This window comes from Stenotrophomonas sp. Ker107b (genome assembly GCF_053847245.1).
This window is the reverse complement of sequence record NZ_JBSPHX010000002.1, coordinates 94,744-114,475: the sequence shown is the minus strand read 5'-3', so window position 1 is coordinate 114,475 and position 19,732 is coordinate 94,744. Positions and strand designations below refer to the sequence as shown.

The 19,732-nt window shown below is 67.0% G+C and carries 19 protein-coding genes and 1 riboswitch; of the genes, 13 read left to right on the top strand and 6 right to left on the bottom strand.

Going from position 1 to position 19,732, the window contains the following annotated elements; all coding sequences use genetic code 11:
* Positions 1-46: 46 nt before the first annotated feature.
* The 5 genes from ACWV8V_RS10545 to ACWV8V_RS10525 form a co-directional block, all read right to left on the bottom strand.
* Complete coding sequence (locus ACWV8V_RS10545; RefSeq protein ID WP_259260532.1) at positions 47-673, bottom strand: nicotinamidase; 627 nt, start codon at positions 671-673, stop codon at positions 47-49.
* Positions 674-725: 52 nt separating this feature from the next.
* Positions 726-1,415, bottom strand: a complete 690-nt coding sequence (locus ACWV8V_RS10540; protein WP_259260531.1) for an epoxyqueuosine reductase QueH — start codon at positions 1,413-1,415, stop codon at positions 726-728.
* 70 nt (positions 1,416-1,485) lie between these two features.
* Positions 1,486-3,783 carry a 5-methyltetrahydropteroyltriglutamate--homocysteine S-methyltransferase gene (gene metE / locus ACWV8V_RS10535; protein WP_455899699.1) on the bottom strand — a complete coding sequence of 766 codons (2,298 nt, stop codon included), beginning with the start codon at positions 3,781-3,783 and terminating at the stop codon, positions 1,486-1,488.
* Positions 3,784-3,997: 214 nt separating this feature from the next.
* Positions 3,998-4,231, bottom strand: a riboswitch (cobalamin riboswitch).
* Positions 4,232-4,309: 78 nt separating this feature from the next.
* Positions 4,310-4,606 (bottom strand): HigA family addiction module antitoxin, encoded by a 297-nt coding sequence (locus ACWV8V_RS10530; protein WP_259260529.1) that lies wholly within the window; start codon positions 4,604-4,606, stop codon positions 4,310-4,312.
* Between the two features lie 11 nt (positions 4,607-4,617).
* Positions 4,618-4,899, bottom strand: coding sequence for a type II toxin-antitoxin system RelE/ParE family toxin (locus tag ACWV8V_RS10525; protein WP_455899698.1), 282 nt, complete (start codon positions 4,897-4,899; stop codon positions 4,618-4,620).
* Between the two features lie 232 nt (positions 4,900-5,131).
* On the opposite strand from ACWV8V_RS10525, the gene ACWV8V_RS10520 reads away from it, so the two are divergent.
* From ACWV8V_RS10520 to ACWV8V_RS10465, 12 genes are all read left to right on the top strand, one after another.
* Entirely contained in the window at positions 5,132-5,914 is a 783-nt protein-coding gene (locus ACWV8V_RS10520; protein ID WP_455899697.1) for a hypothetical protein, read from the top strand.
* A 70-nt stretch (positions 5,915-5,984) separates the two neighbouring features.
* On the top strand, positions 5,985-6,551 hold the full coding sequence (locus ACWV8V_RS10515) for a sigma-70 family RNA polymerase sigma factor (protein WP_259260527.1): 567 nt from the start codon (positions 5,985-5,987) through the stop codon (positions 6,549-6,551).
* Complete coding sequence (locus tag ACWV8V_RS10510; RefSeq protein WP_259260526.1) at positions 6,548-7,333, top strand: anti-sigma factor; 786 nt, start codon at positions 6,548-6,550, stop codon at positions 7,331-7,333. Before ACWV8V_RS10515 ends, ACWV8V_RS10510 begins: the two co-directional genes overlap by 4 nt.
* A gap of 90 nt (positions 7,334-7,423) precedes the next feature.
* Complete coding sequence (locus ACWV8V_RS10505; RefSeq protein WP_121044295.1) at positions 7,424-8,383, top strand: acyl-CoA desaturase; 960 nt, start codon at positions 7,424-7,426, stop codon at positions 8,381-8,383.
* A 1-nt stretch (position 8,384) separates the two neighbouring features.
* Positions 8,385-9,665 (top strand): NAD(P)/FAD-dependent oxidoreductase, encoded by a 1,281-nt coding sequence (locus ACWV8V_RS10500; RefSeq protein WP_259260524.1) that lies wholly within the window; start codon positions 8,385-8,387, stop codon positions 9,663-9,665.
* Complete coding sequence (locus ACWV8V_RS10495) at positions 9,662-10,429, top strand: DUF1365 domain-containing protein (protein ID WP_455899696.1); 768 nt, start codon at positions 9,662-9,664, stop codon at positions 10,427-10,429. Before ACWV8V_RS10500 ends, ACWV8V_RS10495 begins: the two co-directional genes overlap by 4 nt.
* Complete coding sequence (locus tag ACWV8V_RS10490; protein WP_455899695.1) at positions 10,426-11,682, top strand: class I SAM-dependent methyltransferase; 1,257 nt, start codon at positions 10,426-10,428, stop codon at positions 11,680-11,682. Before ACWV8V_RS10495 ends, ACWV8V_RS10490 begins: the two co-directional genes overlap by 4 nt.
* 1 nt (position 11,683) lies before the next feature.
* Entirely contained in the window at positions 11,684-12,241 is a 558-nt protein-coding gene (locus tag ACWV8V_RS10485) for a DUF2878 domain-containing protein (protein ID WP_455899694.1), read from the top strand.
* Complete coding sequence (locus ACWV8V_RS10480) at positions 12,238-13,035, top strand: DUF1295 domain-containing protein (RefSeq protein ID WP_455899693.1); 798 nt, start codon at positions 12,238-12,240, stop codon at positions 13,033-13,035. Before ACWV8V_RS10485 ends, ACWV8V_RS10480 begins: the two co-directional genes overlap by 4 nt.
* Entirely contained in the window at positions 13,032-14,105 is a 1,074-nt protein-coding gene (locus ACWV8V_RS10475) for a class I SAM-dependent methyltransferase (RefSeq protein ID WP_455899692.1), read from the top strand. The genes ACWV8V_RS10480 and ACWV8V_RS10475 overlap by 4 nt, the downstream gene beginning before the upstream one ends.
* Positions 14,106-14,133: 28 nt before the next feature.
* On the top strand, positions 14,134-14,670 hold the full coding sequence (locus tag ACWV8V_RS10470; protein WP_259260518.1) for a lipocalin family protein: 537 nt from the start codon (positions 14,134-14,136) through the stop codon (positions 14,668-14,670).
* A gap of 144 nt (positions 14,671-14,814) precedes the next feature.
* On the top strand, positions 14,815-16,710 hold the full coding sequence (locus ACWV8V_RS10465) for an RpoH suppressor (RefSeq protein ID WP_455899691.1): 1,896 nt from the start codon (positions 14,815-14,817) through the stop codon (positions 16,708-16,710).
* A gap of 21 nt (positions 16,711-16,731) precedes the next feature.
* Here the strand turns inward: ACWV8V_RS10465 and ACWV8V_RS10460 are convergent, their stop codons facing one another.
* Positions 16,732-18,129 carry a helix-turn-helix domain-containing protein gene (locus tag ACWV8V_RS10460; RefSeq protein ID WP_455899690.1) on the bottom strand — a complete coding sequence of 466 codons (1,398 nt, stop codon included), beginning with the start codon at positions 18,127-18,129 and terminating at the stop codon, positions 16,732-16,734.
* A gap of 84 nt (positions 18,130-18,213) precedes the next feature.
* Here ACWV8V_RS10460 and ACWV8V_RS10455 point away from each other — a divergent pair, with 84 nt between their 5' ends.
* A complete protein-coding gene (locus ACWV8V_RS10455; protein ID WP_455899689.1) occupies positions 18,214-19,719 on the top strand; it encodes a CoA-acylating methylmalonate-semialdehyde dehydrogenase in 1,506 nt (501 codons plus the stop codon).
* Positions 19,720-19,732: the final 13 nt, after the last annotated feature.

Sequence of the window (19,732 nt, the reverse complement as noted above, 5' to 3'; positions counted from 1 at the left end):
CGACCGTTGGTCGGTACGCTTTCTGGCCGGCGCCCGGGTTCGCCCGTCAGATGACCGCGATCTTCGCCTTGGCCAACGCCTCGCGCACCATCCCATCGTTGGCCTCGGTCACCGGCCGGGTCAGTGCCCAATGAAACTTGACCCGGAACCCGGACTTCACCGCGTCCTGCGCGCTCCACAGAACGCAGTAGTCGCGCGCCAGGCCGCACACATGCACCTCGCGGATGCCGCGTTCGTGCAGCCACCCGGCCAGGCCGGTCGCGGGGCGGGTGCCATCGGGCCCATGGTTCTCGCGGAACGCGCTGTACGAGTCCACCTCACGCCGGGTGCCCTTGCGCAGGATCAGGTCGGCCACCGTCCAGTCCACGCCCGGGTGCAGCACCGCGCCGTCACTGCCTTGTACGCAGTGGGCCGGCCACAGGGTCTGCGGCTGGGCGTGCAGCAGGATCGCTTCGAACGGGAGATGCCCCGGGTGCTGGCTGGCAAAGGAGGCGTGGTCGGCCGGGTGCCAGTCCTGGGTCGCCACCACGGTGGCGTACCGGCGTTCGGCGAGCAGGGCGGCAATGTCCGGCACGATCGCATCGCCGTCCACGCAGGCCAGTGCGCCACCGGGCATGAAGTCCGGCTGCAGGTCGATCACGACCAACGCGACATCGGCGGGGTAACGGCTCATGGCGGCTTCACGGCTGTGGGGGCGCCCAGTCTAGCCGACACCCCCGCAACGGTCAGTCGGCGTCGCCCTGCTTGGAGGTGCCATCGCCGTAATACAGCACGCCCAGCTTGATCCGCTCGCGGCCGGTCTCGCGACGGTGGCGGTTGGCGTCGCGCAGTGAGTACACGCAGCCGCAGTATTCCTGTTGGTAGAACTGCTCGCGCTTGCTGATCTCCACCATCCGCGCGGCACCGCCGCCCTTGCGCCAGTTGTAATCCCAGTACTGGATGCCCGGGTAGTGTGCGGCGGCGCGGTGGCCACAATCGTTGATCTGGTTCATGTCCTTCCAGCGCGAAATGCCCAGCGAGCTGCTGATCACCGCAAAGCCGTTCTCGTGCGCGTACAGCGCAGTACGCACGAAACGCATGTCGAAGCACATCGTGCAGCGGATGCCGCGCTCGGGTTCGTTCTCCAGGCCGCGCGCACGCGAGAACCAGGTGTCGGTGTCGTAGTCGGCGTCGACGAACGGCACGCCATGCTTCTCGGCGAAGCGGATGTTCTCCTGCTTGCGCAGTTCGTATTCCTTCACCGGGTGGATGTTGGGGTTGTAGAAGAAGATCGTGTAGTCGATGCCGGAGGCGGTGATCGCCTCCATGACCTCGCCCGAACACGGCGCGCAGCACGAATGCAGCAGCAGTCTGGTGTGCCCGTCGGGCAGGGACAAGGTAGGGCGGTCGATCGGTGTCAGGTGTGTCGGGTTCATGCGTTTCTCGTCGACCCCACCGCCGGCAACGGCGGCGATGGGGTCCTTGGGGCTGTCTACAAAGGTCGTATCAGGCGGCGTTGGCGTCGGCGGTCTCCTCGCGCAGTTCGCGCGCGGCGGCCACCAGCGCTTCCAGCGCGGCACGGGTTTCCGGCCAGCCGCGGGTCTTCAGGCCGCAATCCGGGTTGACCCAGATCTGCTCCGGTCGCAGCACCTCGGCGGCCTTGCGCAGCAGGGCCAGCATCTCGGCCTTGTCCGGCACGCGCGGGGAGTGGATGTCGTACACGCCCGGCCCGATCTCGTTGGGATACTGGAAGCGCACGAAGGCATCCAGCAGCTCCATGCGCGAGCGCGAGGTTTCGATCGAGATCACGTCCGCGTCCATCGCAGCCACCGAGTGGATGATGTCGTTGAACTCGGAATAGCACATGTGCGTGTGGATCTGGGTCGCATCGCGCACGCCGCTGGCACTGATCCGGAACGCTTCCACCGCCCAGTCCAGGTACTCGCGCCACTGGGCACGGCGCAGCGGCAGGCCTTCACGGATCGCCGGCTCGTCGATCTGGATCACGCCGATGCCGGCCGCTTCCAGGTCGGTCACTTCATCGCGCAGCGCCAGTGCGATCTGGCGACAGGTGTCCGCGCGGGACTGGTCGTCGCGTACGAACGACCACTGCAGCACCGTCACCGGGCCGGTCAGCATGCCCTTCATCGGCCGCTGCGTGAGCGACTGCGCATACTGCGACCAGCGCACTGTCATCGGCTGCGGACGGGTCACATCGCCGAAGATCACCGGCGGCTTCACGCAGCGCGAGCCGTAGCTCTGCACCCAGCCATTCTTGGTGAAGGCAAAGCCATCGAGCTGCTCGCCGAAGTACTCGACCATGTCGTTGCGCTCGAACTCGCCGTGCACCAGCACGTCCAGCCCGATCTGCTCCTGCACGTGCACGCAGTGCTCGGTCTGGGTGGCCAGGAACGCATCGTAGTCCGCATCGGAGAGCTTGCCGGACTTGTTGCGGGCGCGCGCCTCACGCACCTCCAGTGTCTGCGGGAACGAACCGATCGTGGTGGTCGGGAAGCGCGGCAGCTTCAGCGCGGCGGCCTGGGCGAGGTGGCGTTGCGGGTAGCGGCTGTGGCGCTGTGCATCGGCCGGGGTCAGCGAGGAAAGACGCGCGGCGACGGCCGGGTTGTGCACGCGCGGCGAACGACGGCGCGATTCGATGCACGCACGCGAGTGGGCCAGCGGTGCTTCAGCACGTGCCGGCGCATCGATCGCGTCGGCCAGTACGCGCAGCTCGCCGAGCTTCTGCCGGGAGAACGCCAGCCAGCTGCGCAGTTCGTCATCGAGCTTCTTTTCGTGGTCCAGATCGACCGGGGTATGCAGCAGCGAACACGACGGCGCCAGCCACAGCGCATCGCTGCCGACATGGCCGTGCGCGTAGCGCGCCAGCACCAGGGCGTTGTCCAGATGGGTGCGCCAGATGTTGCGGCCGTTGACCAGGCCGGCCGACAGCACGCGACCGGCCGGCAGCGCCTTGATCACCGCATCGAGCTGTTCCGGCGCACGGACCAGATCCACATGCAGGCCATCGACCGGCAGCGAGGCGGCCAGCGCGAGGTTGTCGTCCAGCGCACCAAAGTACGTCGCCACCAGCACCTTGGGGCGCGCAGCCTGGGCCAGTACGGCGTAGGCATGCTCGAAGGCAGCACGTGTGGCCTCGTCCAGGTCCTGCACCAGCAGCGGCTCATCCAGCTGCACCCACGCCGCGCCGGCGGCCTTGAGTTCGCCCAGCAACTGCACGTACACCGGCAGCAGCGCATCGAGCAGGTCCAGCGCGTTGCTGCCATCGGTGGTCTTGGACAGCCGCAGGAAGGTCACCGGGCCGATCAGCACCGGACGGGTCTCGATCCCCAGCGCCTTGGCCTGGCGGTACTCGGCCAGCGGCTTGTCGCCGCGCACCGCGAAGGTCTGGCCGGCATGCAGTTCGGGCACCAGATAGTGGTAGTTGGTGTCGAACCACTTGGTCATTTCCAGCGCATGCAGGTCGATGCCATCGCGCTGCAGGCCACGCGCCATCGCGAAGTAGCCCCTCAGCGGCTCGGCATCGACGAGCGCGCGGTAGCGGCTCGGGATCGCATCGAACAGGAAGGCCGCATCCAGCACCTGGTCATACAGGCTGAAATCGTTGCTCGGCGGCACATCCACGCCGGCCTCGCGCTGCAGTTGCCAGTGGCGTTCACGCAGCTCGGCCGCGGTGTCCTGCAGCGACGCGGCGGTGCTCTCGCCGGACCAGAAGGCTTCGAGCGCGCGCTTGAGTTCGCGCTTGGCGCCGATGCGCGGAAAACCCAAATTGGTAACAGTGGTCATTGGAACGTGTCCTCATTGCGTAGGGGCATTGAGGAACGAAGGAACCGCGCGCCGTCCGGGGCCTTGCAGCCCGTTCCGCCCCGCCAGCGACCTTCGCCCCCGCGGGCGAACCGGATGCCGTGAAGCGGACGCACGGGGGCAGCGCCATGCAGGCGACATGGCGGCAGGCCCCGGCAACCTCCCCGCGGACGTTCCAGGTCGAATCGGAGGACGGTCATGTCCTCCGGCCGGGGCCGGTATTCGGGCTGATGGACACGGGCGCGGGCGCCCACCTAGTACCTGCCGCTTCCCAGGCGCGAAGGCCCAGTGCTGTTGGCAGGAGTCGTTTCCATTCACCGCTGCGGGGCAGCTCCGGAATGGGCGCGCGAGGCGCCTTCACCGGATTCCCGTTTAAATCCATCCCTTCATCTGCATGAAGCGATGGATACCTTCGGCGAGCACAAGGTAGGCCGAAGGCGAGCGATGGTCAAGTGGCGAGGAGCAGCTCCACGCCCGTACTGTGAATGGCTGTGTCTGTTACGTGCCGTCAGGCCGCGCGGTGATGCGGCTCGATGGCGGCAAGTACGTCCGTCAATGCGTCTTTGGCAGCGGCCACATCGTGGGCGACCTGGAGATTCAGCCAGAACACGTCGGTCGTGCCGAAGAAGCGGGACAGACGAAGTGCGGTGTCCGCACTGATGCTGCGACGGCCGGCCACGATCTCACCAATGCGGGTCTGCGCCACACCGATTCCCTTTGCGAGCTTGTACTGGCTCAAGCCGAAAGGCACGAGGAATTCCTCTTGGAGGATTTCACCCGGATGAGGGTAGGGGATGGCGCGCATAGCGGGACCTCTCAATGGTAGTCGCAGATTTCAACATTGCAGGCGCCAGCATCCGTCCAGGTAAAACAGACACGGAACTGATCGTTGATGCGAATGCTCCACTGACCTGCGCGATCTCCACGCAGTGCCTCAAGCCGATTTGCGGGTGGAATGCGCAGGTCAGCCAGAGAATCCGCAGCATTCAACATCGCCAGCTTCCGCATGGCGACAGTGCCGATGCGTTCCAGCCGTTTGACCTTCGCACCTGAGAAAAAGCGTCGCGTCGCCATGCATCGGAAAGACAGAATCGGCACGAGGCTTCCTGCAGTGAGAATAGTAACGTGAGGCGATACTATCGTCAAACGTTATCATCAAAATGATTGGGTCCCGCTACTGTTCCTTTACCGGAACAGGAGTGCCAATACGTTCGTTCGATGCGAGTCCAGCCTCCAGTCGTCACTGCCGATGGCGCCCGATCTCCTCCGCGCTGCATCCAAACCACTGCCAACTGCGTATCTCCCTGCAAGCCCGCCCGTTTGGACTCCCATGCGCCAGCCCTTGTCCTGCCTGATCCTGCTGCTGTCGGTGATCGCCGCCCCCGTGAGTGCCGCCGCGCAGACCGTGCAGCGCCAGGAAGGCCGCGCGTATGCCACCGCAAATGGGCGCCTGCTCTACCGCGAGACCCATTGGCTGCAGGGGCCGGCAAGCGCACAGTCGCGGTTGGTGCTCTATCGCTGCAGCGATGGGCGTCCCTTCGCGCGCAAGTGGATGACCCCGCAGGGAAATCCGCAGACGCCGGATTTCACCCTGGACGATGGCCGCGACGGCTATCAGGAAGGTGTGCGCGGCGGTGCCGCCACCCGCCAGGTATCGGTCCGCGCCAGCGCGCAGGCACCGACGTTCAGCCGCGCGATCGCGGTTCCGCCGGGCGCGGTGGTGGATGCCGGTTTCGACGCGGCGGTGCGCAGCCATTGGGCGGCGTTGCAGGCGGGGCAGAGCGTGGCGTTCCAGTTCCTGCTGCCCAGCCGTCAGCGCCTGGTACCGCTGAAGCTGCAGCGCACGGGTGCGGTGACCTGGCAGGGTCAACCGGCCGAGCAGCTGCAGATGAAGCTCGATGCGTGGTTCGGTTTCGCGGTGCCCCCGGTCACCCTGGTCTATGCCACCGCGGACCAGCGGCTGCTGCAGTTCACCGGCACCGGCAACGTCCGCGATGAGAAGGGCAAGTACCCGCAGGTGCGGGTCGAGTTTCCGGCGGCTCCCGTTGCCACGCCTGCGGCCGAGTTGTCCGCCGCGCGTACGCAGCCGCTGGTGAAGACATGCGGTGCCTGAGCGCCCCCTTGCAGACAGCGGCGGGAGCAAGGAGGATGCCGATACGCCCGTTATCGACATTGAGCCTGCAATGCCCGAGCTGGACGCCGCCGCTGCCGCATCACACCGTCTGGACGAGCTGCTCGTCCGCGTCGCCGGCGGTGATCGCCAGGCGTTCGAATCGGTCTACCAATTGTCTTCGGGACGCCTGTTCGCGATCTGCCTGCATGTGCTGCGCGACCGCGGCGATGCCGAAGAGGTGCTGCAGGACGTCTTCATCACGGTCTGGAACAAGGCGGCGCAGTTCGACCGCGCCAAGGCGGCGGCCATGACGTGGCTGTCGATGATGGCGCGCAACCGCTCGATCGACCGCTTGCGGGCCGCGCCGCCGCGCGCGCTGGATGATCTGTCGGTGGCGGAGGAGATTCCCGATCTCGCGCCACAGCCTGCCGTTGCCGCCGAGCAGGCCTCCGACCACGAGCGCCTGCAGGCGTGCCTGGAAACGTTGGAACCGCGCCGTCGCTCCCTGATCCGGCTGGCCTTCCTCGATGGCGCCAGCTATGAAGAACTCGCGCGCCGCATCGGTTCGCCGCTGGGCTCGGTGAAGAGCTGGATCCGCCGCGGGCTGGGTCAACTGCGGGTGTGCCTGGAACGATGAACGTTCGCGACCTCCACGATCTGCACGACGACGGCGAGCCGCCGAGCGCCGACATCCTGGCCGGGGAATACGTGCTGGGCGTACTGGATGCCGCCCAGCGTGCCGAGGTTGAACGCCGCATCGCCAGCGATGCCGGCTTCGCGCGATTGGTCACCCAGTGGGAGAATCGCCTTGCGCCCCTGCTCGAGTCGCTGGGTACCGAAGCGGTGCCCGCGCATCTGTGGCCGCGCATCCGCACCTCGCTGGGCTGGCCAGCAGCAACGGCCCCCTCGCCACGGGTCTGGCAGCGCACCGGTTTCTGGCAGGGCATGACCGCGCTGGCCGCCGCGCTGGCCCTGGTGGCGGTGTTCAGCCGCCGCGATCTGGAGCCGACCGCGCCTTCGCCTACGCCCGTGGCGGTCACGCCGACCGCGCCGACGACACCGGCCGAGCCGGAGCAGGCCACCAAGCCGGTCACGCCGCTGTTGCACGACGATGGCACGCCGGGCTGGCTGGCGTCCGTCGACAAGGCCCAGGGCAAGGTGCTGATGGTGCCCGTCCCGGCCGCGGCCGATGCGTCCGGCCGTGCCCCCGAGCTGTGGTTGATCCCGGCCGGCGGCGCACCGCGTTCGCTGGGCCTGGTCTCCATCGACCGCGCGCATACCGTGGCCGTACCCGACACGCTGCGTGATGCGCTTGTGAACGGCTCGGTGCTGGCGATCACGCTGGAACCGTCGACCGGTGCGCCGCAAGGCATTCCGACCGGCCCGATCATCGCCAAGGGCGACATCGCCAACCTGTAATCGCACGGAGTCGCGGTTTTTTTCCGGATCCGTGCATCCAAACGTCATGCCCTGTCGTATCTCCTGTTAACGCCTCAGGAGAAGCGAGTCATGTCGGACAGCCCCACCCCGGACGCAGGACGCACCGCACAGCCACGTCGCTGGGCGACGCTGCTGCGCTGGTTCGACACCCGCACCGATGCGGCTGCCGTGACCGGCCAGCCGCAGCGTGTGGACTGGGTGCGGGCCATCCCGTTCGCGGCGATGCACCTGGCCTGCCTGGCGGTCATCTGGGTGGGTGTGTCGTGGGTCGCGGTCGGCGTGGCGGTCGCGCTGTACGCGGTGCGCATGTTTGCGATCACGGCCTTCTACCACCGCTACTTCTCCCACCGCACGTTCCAGACGTCGCGGGCCGTGCAGTTCATCTTCGCGCTGATCGGCGCTTCCAGCGTGCAGCGCGGCCCGTTGTGGTGGGCGGCGCATCATCGCAATCACCATCGTCATACCGATACCGCCGCCGATCCACATTCGCCCTCCGTGCATGGCTTCTGGTGGAGCCACATGGGCTGGTTCCTGACGGTGGAAGGCTTCCGCACGGATTGGTCACGCATTCCCGATCTCGCCAAGTACCCCGAACTGCGCTGGCTGGATCGCTTCGACACGCTGGTCCCGATCGCGCTGGCCGCGGCACTGTTCGGCCTGGGTGCACTGCTGGAACGTATTGCGCCGTCCTGGGGCACCAGCGGTGGGCAGATGCTGGTGTGGGGCTTCTTCATTTCCACCGTGGTGCTGTTCCACGCCACGGTGACGATCAACTCGCTGGCGCACCGCTTCGGCCGCCAGCGTTTCAACACCGGTGACGACAGCCGCAACAACCTGTGGCTCGCCCTGCTGACCTTCGGCGAAGGGTGGCACAACAACCACCACTTCTTCCCGGGCACCGCGCGTCAGGGCTTCTACTGGTGGGAAGTGGATGTCACCTGGTATGGCCTGCGTGCGATGGCCGCGCTCGGGCTGGTGCGTGATCTCAAACCTGTGCCGGCCTGGGTGCTGGCCAAGGCGGAGCACTGACATGCGTATCGCCGTGATCGGATCGGGTATCGCCGGCCTCTCCAGTGCGTGGTGGCTGAGCCAGCAGCATGAAGTGACGCTGTTCGAGGCCAATGACTACCTCGGGGGTCACACCCATACGCATGAGGTGGAGGTCGATGGCCGCACGCAGGCGGTGGACACCGGCTTCATCGTGTTCAACCCCGCCCACTACCCATTGCTGACCGGCCTGTTCGACGAGCTGGGGGTGGCGTCACAGCCGACCACGATGAGCTTTTCGGTGCACAGCGAGCGCAGCGGGCTGGAGTACAACGCGACCTCGCTGGACACGTTGTTCTGCCAGCGTCGTAATCTGCTCTCGCCGCGCTTCTGGGGGATGCTGCGGGATCTGCGCCGGTTCTACCGCGAGGCGCCTGCGCTGCTGGAGCGCGACGACGAGGGCCCGTCGCTGGGCGAGTTCCTCGCACAGGGCCGTTACGGCCGTACCTTCATCGACGAACACCTGCTGCCGATGGCCTCGGCGCTGTGGTCGTCGCCGACGGCCAGTCTGGCCGCCTTCCCGGCGCGCTATCTCGTGCAGTTCATGGCCAATCACCAGATGCTGCAGATGACCGGGCGCGCGCCGTGGCGGGTGGTGCAGGGCGGTTCGGCCAGGTACGTCGATGCACTGCGCAGCCGCTGGCAAGTGCGCGAGCGCTTGGAGTGTCCTGTGTTCGGCGTGGAGCGGCATGAGCATGGCGTGCGCGTACACAGCGCTGCCGGCCTGGAAGGCTTCGACCAGCTGGTGCTGGCCTGTCACAGCGACCAGGCACTGGCGTTGCTGTCCGATGCCGATCTCACCGAGCGCGCGGTGCTGGGCGCGATCCGCTACCAGCCCAACGAGGTCGTGCTGCATACCGACGCCAGCCTGCTGCCGCGTGACCGCAAGGCGTGGGCGGCCTGGAATGCGCATGTACCGCGCGACCCGCTCGCACCGTGCACGGTCAGCTACTGCATGAACCTGCTGCAGGGCATCGACACGCCGACGCCCTTGGTGGTCACGCTCAACCGCAGCGAGGCGGTCGATCCGGCCACCGTGCTGCGCCGCCTGCAGTACGCCCACCCCGTACATGACCACGCGATGGTGCGGGCGCAGCAGCGCTGGGCCGAGATCCAGGGCCATCGCCGTACCTGGTTCGCGGGTGCGTATTGGGGCTGGGGCTTCCACGAAGATGGCATCCGCAGTGCCCGCCGCGTGGTCGATGCGCTGCAGGCGCTGGATGCAGAGTCTTACTGGCCGCTGGCCGAGGCACTGCCGGCATGACCGCCAGTGCGATCTACCGTGGCTGGATGCGCCATCGCCGGCACGCGCCGCATGCGCATGCGTTCGGCTATCCGATCGCGCAGCTGCTGCTGGACCTGGACGAACTGCCGCGTCTGTTCGAGCGTCGCTGGCTGTGGTCGGTGGGCCGTCGCAACGTGGTCGAGTTCCGCCGCAGCGACTATCTCGGTAAGCCCGATCAGCCGCTGGCCGATGCCGTGCGCGCACGCATCACCGAGGCATTGGGCCGCGCGCCCGCCGGGCCGATCCGCCTGCTCACGCATCTGCGTTATGCCGGGCATGTTTTCAATCCGGTGAGCTTCTATTACTGCTACGCCGCCGATGGCACCACGCTGGACAGCATCGTGGCGGAGATCACCAACACGCCCTGGAAGGAGCGCCACGCCTACGTGCTGCCGGTGGCGCAGGCCGATGCCCAAGGCCGCGCACTGTGCTGGTCCTTCGACAAGCAGTTCCACGTTTCTCCCTTCATGCAGATGGACTGCGAGTACCGCTGGCGCTTCACCGCGCCGGGCGATGACCTGCACGTTCACATGCAGGTGTGGCGCGAGGGCGTGTGCCAGTTCGATGCCGATCTGGTGATGCAGCGCCATCCGCTCACCGGTCGTGGCCTGGCCGGCGTGCTGCTGCGTTACCCGCTGATGACCCTCAAGGTCGTTGCCGCGATCCACTGGCAGGCGCTGCGCCTGTGGCTCAAGCGCAACCCCGTTCACGACCATCCATCTCTTGCCGGAAAATCCCCATGAACGACATGACCCGTGCGGTGGCCGTGCCGCAACCGTCCGCCCTTGAAGGGTTCCTGCGCGGGCGCCTGCTGGCGCAGCTGGCACCGCTGCGCGGCGGGCATCTGCGGCTGCGCGATGCCGTGGGCGATGTGGTGATCGGCGATCCGAAGGCCACGCCACAGGTGACGGTATGGGTGGACGATCCCGGTTTCTACCGCGCGGTGGCCGCGCAGGGCAGCGTGGGTGCGGGCGAGGCCTACATCCGCGGCGACTGGCGCTGCGATGACCTGGTCGCGCTGGTGCAGCTGCTGGTGCGCAACCGCGATCTGCTCGATGGCATGGAGGGCGGCCCGGCGCGCATTGGCGGCTGGCTGCTGAAAGGCTGGAACCGGCTGCGCCGCAACACGCGCGAAGGCAGCCGCCGCAACATCGCCGCGCACTATGACCTTGGCAATCCGTTCTTCTCGCTGTTCTTGTCGCCGGACCTGATGTACTCCTCGGCGCTGTATGCCAGCCCGGAAGACACGCTGGAGGTCGCGTCCGAGCGCAAGCTGGCCCGCATCTGCGAGCAGCTGCAGCTGACCGCGGCCGATCGCGTGGTCGAGATCGGCACCGGCTGGGGCGGCTTTGCGCTGTACGCGGCGCGCCATATCGGCTGCCACGTCACGACCACCACCATCTCGGTGGAGCAGTACACGCTGGCCAGGCAGCGGGTCGAGGCGGCCGGGCTGCAGGACAAGGTCACCCTGCTGCTCAAGGATTACCGCGATCTGGAGGGCCAGTTCGACAAGCTGGTGTCCATCGAGATGATCGAGGCGATCGGCGCGCAGTACCTGGACACCTACTTCGCCACGCTGACCCGCCTGCTCAAGGATGACGGTCTGGCGCTGCTGCAGGCCATCACCATCGAAGACCAGCGTTACGAGCAGGCGCGGCGGAGCGTCGATTACATCAAGCGCTTCGTGTTCCCCGGCAGCTTCATCCCCTCGATCAACGCCATCGTCGCCGCCAAGACCCGCAGCAGCGATCTGCAGCTGATCGGCCAGCACGACTTCGGCCCGTCTTATGCACTGACGCTGCGCGCGTGGCGACAGCGCTTCCTGGCCCAGCTCCCGGCGGTGCGTGCACAGGGCTTCGATGCGGGCTTCATCCGCATGTGGGAGTTCTACCTGGCGTACTGCGAAGGTGGCTTCCTGGAGCGCTCCATCGGTGTCTCGCACCTGCTGATGGCGCGTCCGGGCTACCGGCCCGCATTGATTGCGGGGGAGGGCTGAGGTGCCACGTTTCTGGGCCAACGTGATCGGCAACCAGCTGGTCTGGCTGTGTGCCGTGATCGGGGCCGGCCATGGGCTGCGCTGGCCCGCGCTGTTGGCGGCGGCGGTCTACGTGGGCACTCAGTTGGTCTGGTCCGCGCAGCCGTCAGTGGAGATCAGATTGATGCTGGTGGCGATCGCCTGCGGGTTGGTCGTAGACGGGCTGGCCGGCGCCTCCGGTTGGGTGACGTACGCGGCCGGCAATGATCCGGCGTGGCTGGCCCCGGTCTGGATCCTCGCGCTGTGGGCCGCGTTCGCGATGACGCTCACGGTGTCATTCGCGGTGCTGCAGCGGCATCTGGTTGCGGCAGCGCTGGTTGGCCTGCTGCTGGCCCCGCTGGCGTATCTGTCCGCCGCGCGCGGCTGGTCGTCGGTGGTGTTCGCCGCACCGCAGTGGCACGGCGTGCTGCTGCTCGGCCTGGGTTGGGCGATCGCATTGCCGGTACTTGCGGCGTGCGCCCGTCATTGGCAGACCCGTGCGGTACCCCTCGCCACACTTGCTCCAGGAGACACGCGATGAAGATGCTGTGGGTGGTGTGGCTGTACGCCGCCGTGATCATGACCTGGGGGTGGTGGTGGCAGCGCCGGCACCAGAACATCGGCGTGGTCGATGCGCTCTGGGCCAAGGGTGTGGGCGCCTCCGCCCTGTTGCTGGCACTGCTCGGCGATGGCGCGGCGATGCCGAGGATCGCGCTGGCGGTGCTGGGCGGTCTGTGGGGTTCACGCCTGGCGCTGCACCTGTGGCACCGCGTGCGCAGCGAGCCCGAGGATGGTCGCTACCAGCATCTGCGCAAGCATTGGAACAGCCACCAGGGAAAGATCTTCGGCTTCTTCCAGTTCCAGGCGCTGTTGATCGTGCTGTTCGCGTTGCCCTTCGTGGCGGTGTCGGTGAATCCGGAAGCACATGGCTGGGGTTGGGTGATCGCGGCCGTGGCGATGTGGCTGCTGAGCGTGGGCGGCGAATCGCTGGCGGATCGTCAGCTGGCGCGCTTCCGCGCCGATCCGGCCAACAAGGGCAAGACCTGCCGCGACGGGTTGTGGCGCTACTCGCGGCATCCCAACTATTTCTTCGAATGGCTGCACTGGTTCACCTATGTGCTGCTGGCCGCGCAGTCGCCGTTGTGGTGGCTGGCGTGGGCCGGCCCGCTGGTGATGTATGTGTTCCTGCGCTGGGTCAGCGGCATTCCCTTCACCGAGGCGCAGGCGCTGCGCTCGCGCGGTGAGGATTACCGCGAGTACCAACGCACCACGCCGATGCTGTTTCCGTGGTTCCCCTCCCGTTCGTCGTCTGCCCGCAAGGAATCTTCACCATGAATGTCGCCAGTGACCGTCTTCCGCTGCCGGACTACGCACCGGGCCTGACCGGCCTGGCCGAGCGCGGGGTACTTCCCGATGCGCTGTTGCGGCTGGGCATCCGCCGCCAGTGCGAGCAGCGCCTGCGCGAAGAGCTTGCCGGTGGCCAGCAGGTCCAGTCGCAGCGCTTTGCCGCGCGCATCGCCGGGCTGGCCAGCAGCGCGGTCGCGCTGCACGTGGATGCAGCCAATCGCCAGCACTATGAAGTCCCGGCCGAATTCTTCCACCGCTGCCTCGGCAAGCGCCTGAAGTACAGCAGCTGCTACTACGCCACCGGCACTGAAACCCTGGACGAGGCCGAAGAGGCGATGCTCGCGCTGTACGGTGAGCGTGCACAGCTGGCCGATGGGCAGCACATTCTGGAGCTGGGCTGCGGTTGGGGGTCGCTGACGCTGTGGATGGCCGAGCGCTACCCGAACGCGCAGATCACCGCCGTCTCCAACTCCAACAGCCAGCGCGAGTACATCCTGGGCCAGTGTCGTGCACGTGGCCTGATCAACGTCACCGTGCTGACCCGTGATGTGAATCACCTGACGCTCGATGCCGAGACCTTTGATCGCTGTGTCTCGATCGAGATGTTCGAACACATGCGCAACTACCCGCAGCTGCTGCAGCGCATCCATTCGTGGCTGCGGCCCGAAGGCAAGCTGTTCGTGCACATCTTCGTGCACCGCACGCTGATGTACCCGTTCGAGACCGAGGGCGACGACAACTGGATGGGCCGCCACTTCTTCACCGGTGGCCTGATGCCGGCGGCCGATACCCTGCTGTTCTTCCAGCAGCATCTGCAGCTGCAGCAGCGCTGGCTGTTGGATGGCACCCACTACGAGCGCACCGCCAACCACTGGCTGGCCAACCAGGACCGTGAGAAAGAGGCCGTGATGGCGGTGCTGCGGCAGACCTATGGCGACGCCTCGGCCGCGCTGTGGCATCAGCGCTGGCGCATGTTCTGGATGGCCTGCGCAGAGTTGTTCGGCTACCAGCAGGGCCAGCAGTGGCAGGTGGCCCACTACCTGTTCAACCGTCCGTGATCACCCCACGTTCCTGGAGGAAGCCGTCATGTCCATCCGTGCTCTCGTTCCCCTGCTGGTTGTCGGCATGATGCTCGGCGGCTGCAGCGGCAACACCCGTCCGATCCCGCCCGTGGCGCATGTGGACGTGCCGCGCTTCATGGGCGACTGGTATGTGATCGCCCATATCCCCAGCCGGCCCGAACGTGAAGCGTTCGATGCGGTGGAGTCCTACGCACTGCGTCCGGACGGCCGCATCCAGACCACCTTCCGTTATCGCAAGGGCAGCTTCCAGGCACCGATCAAGACCATGCACCCGGTCGGTACGGTCAAGGAAGGCACCGGCGGCGCGATCTGGGGCATGCAGTTCATCTGGCCGATCCAGGCCGAGTACGTGATCGTGGATCTGGACCCGGACTACAAGCAGACCATCGTGGGCCGCAGCAAGCGCGACTACATGTGGCTGATGGCGCGTACCCCGACCATCTCCGATGCGGATTACCAGGCCGCGATGACCCGCATCGCCGCGCTCGGTTACGACCTCTCCCAGGTGCGGCGCGTGCCGCAGTCCGGCAACGCCGAATAAGCCGTTCCGTGCCGCGCTTCTCAGGCCCTGAGAAGCGCGCAGGCGATACTGTCGCTATCGATCTCCCCGGTGCCTGCCTCGTGGCGGGTACCGCTGGGGAGGGTGCGTGGATCGGCCACGCACGGGCGGACAGAGGACGGCAACGTGGCGGACAAGTACTGCGATCTGGTCATGAAGGGCGGCATCACCAGCGGCATCGTGTATCCCAACGCGGTGCTGTCGCTGGCCCGTGAGTACCGCTTCAAGAGCATCGGCGGCACCTCGGCCGGCGCCATTGCCGCCGCCGTGGCAGCGGCGGCCGCGCTGGGCGATCGGCGCCGCCAGGCCGGGGAGCCGGCAACGGCGGCGGTGGGTTTTCCGGGGCTGGCCGAGGTCTCGGCGCAGCTGTCCCGACAGGGTTTCATCCACAGCCTGTTCCAACCGGCGTATGGCGCGCGTACCGCGTACCGCCTGCTGGTGATGTTGACCGGCAAGGCCGGCCTGCTGCGCAAGGTCGCCTGTCTGCTTGCCGCGGTATTCGCGATCGCGCCGCTGGAGGTGCTGGTGTCGCTGGCCGGCCTGCTGGGCATCGGCTATCTGGCCGGTGGCATCGACGGCATCTGGGCGACGTTGCTGCCCTCGCTGCTGTGCGCCTACGGCGCCGGTGTACTGGCCTCGGCGTTGCGCGTGGCCAGGGTGGCACGGCGTAACCTGCTCGGCCTGTGCAACGGCAGCACCCAGCCGAATGCCTCCGCGCCGGCGTTGACGGATTGGCTGCACACCCAGCTGCAGGCCTTGGCCGGCAAGCCGCATGACCAGCCATTGACCTTCGGCGATCTGCACACGGCGCCACGCTATCCGGGCGAACCAAGCGGTGCGCATGCGATCACGCTGCAGATGATCACCACCTGCGTGTCGCACAGCGAGCCGCGCACGCTCCCGTTCAACGCGGCGCACTTCTGGTTCCTGCGCGAGGAGTTCGCGCAGCTGTTCCCGGCCAGCGTGGTCGCGTGGCTGGTTGCACGGGCCGGCGCACCAGAGCGGGTCGATGGGCGCGATTACTACCGTCTGGTCGATGGCGAGGAACTGCCAGTACTGGTCGCCACGCGCATGAGCCTGAGCTTCCCCCTGCTGATCAGCGCGGTGCCGCTGCACGAGCCGGCCCGTCGCGAACGTCGCTGCGAGCCCGTGGCGGATGCCGAGCCACCGCGCGACAACACCAACGTGGCTGACAGCATGGAAGGGCTGACCAGCGGGGGTCAGAGCTGTGGTCCGGTGATCACCGCCTTCCGTGTGTGCTGGTTCTCCGATGGCGGGATCAGCAGCAACTTCCCGATCCACCTGTTCGATGCCGCGCTGCCGCGCTGGCCCACGTTCGGCATCAATCTGGTTTACGCGCAGGCCGCCGAGGCGATCAGTGCCGTGCCGGAGGGTGAGACGAACGCGCATGCGCGTGCGGAGCAGGCGGTGTTCCTGCCGACCGAGAACCGGCATGGCTGGCAGCGCACCTACCAGTCCATCGCGCGGCCGCTGGCCGCCGCGGAGATGTCCGGCTTTCTGTTCTCGATCGTGTCGACCATGCAGAACTGGCGCGATGTGCTGCAGGCCCGTGCGCCGGGCTACCGCGACCGCATCGTGCATGTCGCGCTGGAGGGCGACGAAGGCGGCATGAACCTGGACATGCCACAGGCCGTGCTCAGCCGCATCGCTGACAAGGGCAGCATCGCCGGGGAGCGCTTCTGCGATTTCTCCTTCGCCAACCACTACTGGATCCGCTGGCGCAATCTGGCCTCGGCCTACCAGCGTTACACGCTGGATGTGGCGCGTACCGATGACCCCGCACAACGCGTGGCGGCATACGAAGCGGCGTATCAAAGTGTGGCCACCGGCACGCCGGTGCCGCCGTCCTACCGCTTGGGCTCGGAAGACAAACGCCGCGAATCGCAGCAGTTGTGGCGGCACATGGTCGAGCAGGGCCAGACCTGGGAAGACCTCGGGCCGGACCTCACCGACGGCGCGCCGCGCCCGCTGCCGCAGATGAAGGTGACGCCGATCTACTAGACCAACCGCCACCGGTCCGCATCAGCCCCGCCCCGGCAGCTGCGGGAACGCGCGCTGCATGCAGTCCTCGCGCGGGCACACCCGGCAGCCCGGGCCGATCGAGACCGAGTTGCCCGGGCTCTGGATATCCAGCCCGCGCGTGTAGATCAACCGCTCGGCGTGCTGCAGATCGCAGCCCAGCGCCACCGCGAACGTTTTGCGCGGCTGCCCGTGCCCGATCGGGCCGCTGCTCACCTGCCGCGCCAGCCAGAAGTGGCGGCGTCCGTCAGGCATCCGCGCGGTCTGGGTCAGTACGCGCCCGGGTTGGTTGAAGGCTTCGTACACGATCCACAATGGGCACGAGCCACCCACTTGTGAGAAGTGGAAATCGGTGGCCGAATGCCGTTTGGAGACATTGCCGGCGCGGTCCACCCGGATGAAGAAGAACGGCAGGCCGGGCGCGCTGCGTCGCGCCAGCGTGCTCAAGCGATGGCAGACCGCTTCGAAGCCCACGCCGAAGCGGTGGGCGAGCGCATCGATGTCGTACGCGCTGTGCTCGGCCGCGCGCAGGAACTGCGCATACGGCATCACCAGCGCACCGGCGAAGTAGTTGGACATGCCGATCCGCGCCTGCGCGATCTGCTCTGCCTCGCCAAACCCCGCGCGTGCGATCACCGCATCGATCTGCGCCGCATACCCGAGCAGGGCCAGCTCGGCCGCCATCTGGAACGCCTGCTGGCCCGGCTCCAGGTAGTCGGGCAGCCACAAGGTGCGGCTGCCGCCGTCGTAGACGCGCTTCTCGCGCCCGGCCTGCAGCGGCCCCACTTCCACCAGCACGCCGTGGCGGTCGGCCAGCAGCTGGCGCAGTCGCGGCGCCACATGCCCGGCCACCAGCCCCCATTCGCCGAACAACTGCTCGGCCAGGTCGTCCAGCTCGGGGATGTGGTTGTGCATGCGGTTGAAGAAATCGCGGACCTGGTCGCCCGCGGGCAGCGCCTGCCCGGCATGCACATCGCCCAGCTGGAACTCCAGCGCGGCGGCATGCTCGCGCAGCATCAGGTGGCGGCGGTGCAGGTCGAGCAGGGCGCGGCTGATCTGCGGCAGGTTGCCGGCCATCGCGCGCAGTTCGGTGCTGCTGACATCGGCCAGGCCCAGGTCGCGCAGGGTCTCGCCCAGCGATTCCTGCAGCGCGCCGGGGTCATCGACCTCGAACAGCTCGCTGACGTTGCCCAGTACGTCGCGCAGCTTGCCCTGCACCGCCGGGGTCAGCGGCCGCTTGTTGCGCTCGATCTGGTTCAGGTAGCTGGCCGACAGCCCGAGCGCCTTGGCCAGCGCCAGCTGGCTGTAGCCGCGCTGCTCGCGCAGCTTGAGCAGGCGCAGGCCGATCTGGCGTTGGACGGGTTGGCTATTCACAGAATTCACAAAAATCGTAGCGGGCATTGGCCAGATTAAGCGCATACAGGCCGGAAATCGAGGGTGGCACTGTGAATAATGCAAACAACTTTCGACCCGCCGGGATTGTCCATGACTGTTGCAGCGCCCCGTATCCGTATGTTGATCGATGGCCAGTTCATCGAATCGGCCAGCTCGCAGTGGCAGAACGTGGTCAATCCGGCCACCCAGGACGTCCTGGCCCAGGTTCCGTTTGCCACCCCCGGTGAAGTCGACGCGGCCGTCGCCTCGGCCAAGGAAGCCTTCAAGACCTGGCGCAAGACCCCGATCGGCACCCGCGCGCGCATCTTCCTGAAGTACCAGCAGCTGATCCGCGAGAACATGAGCGAGCTGGCGCACATCCTCAGCGCCGAGCAGGGCAAGACCGTGCCGGATGCCGAGGGTGATGTGTTCCGTGGCCTGGAAGTGGTTGAGCACGCCGCGGCGATCGGCAACCTGCAGCTCGGTGAGCTGGCCAACAACGTGGCCAACGGCGTGGACACCTACACCCTGCTGCAGCCGCTCGGCGTGTGCGCGGGCATCACCCCGTTCAACTTCCCGGCGATGATTCCGCTGTGGATGTTCCCGATGGCCATCGCCACCGGCAACACCTTCATCCTCAAGCCGTCCGAGCAGGACCCGATGGTCACCATGCGCCTGGTCGAACTGGCGCTGGAAGCGGGTATCCCCAAGGGCGTGCTCAACGTCGTGCACGGTGGCGAAGAGGTGGTCAACGCGATCTGCGACCACCCGGATATCAAGGCGGTTTCCTTCGTTGGTTCCACCCGCGTCGGCACCCATGTGTACAACCGCGCCTCGCTGGCCGGCAAGCGCGTGCAGTGCATGATGGGCGCCAAGAACCACGCCGTGGTGCTGCCGGACGCCAACAAGGAACAGAGCCTCAACGCGATGGTTGGTGCCGCCTTCGGTGCGGCCGGCCAGCGCTGCATGGCCGCCTCCACCCTGGTGCTGGTCGGCGAAGCGCGCGAGTGGGTGCCGGACCTGGTGGCCAAGGCCAAGACGCTGAAGGTCAGCGGTGGCAGTGTCGCCGGTACCGATGTCGGCCCGGTGATCTCCTGCGCCGCGCGTGAGCGTGTCGAAGGCCTGATCGCCTCGGGCGTGGAGCAGGGCGCCAAGCTGGTGCTTGACGGCCGCAACCCGCAGGTCGATGGCTTCGAGAAGGGCAACTTCGTTGGCCCGACCATCTTCGCCGGCGTCAAGCCGGGCATGCGCGTGTACGACGAAGAAATCTTCGGGCCGGTGCTGGTGATCCTGGAAGCGGACACGCTGGAAGACGCCATCGCACTGATCAACGCCAACCCGAACGGCAACGGTACCGCGCTGTTCACCCAGTCCGGTGCGGCCGCCCGCAAGTTCCAGGAAGACATCGACGTCGGCCAGGTCGGCATCAACGTGCCGATCCCGGTGCCGGTGCCGCTGTTCTCGTTCACCGGTTCGCGCGCCTCCAAGCTCGGCGACCTGGGCCCGTATGGCAAGCAGGTGGTGATGTTCTACACCCAGACCAAGACGATCACCTCACGCTGGTTCGATGACGAGACGCTGGGTCATGGCGTCAACACCACCATCAGCCTGAAGTAAGCAACAGCAACAA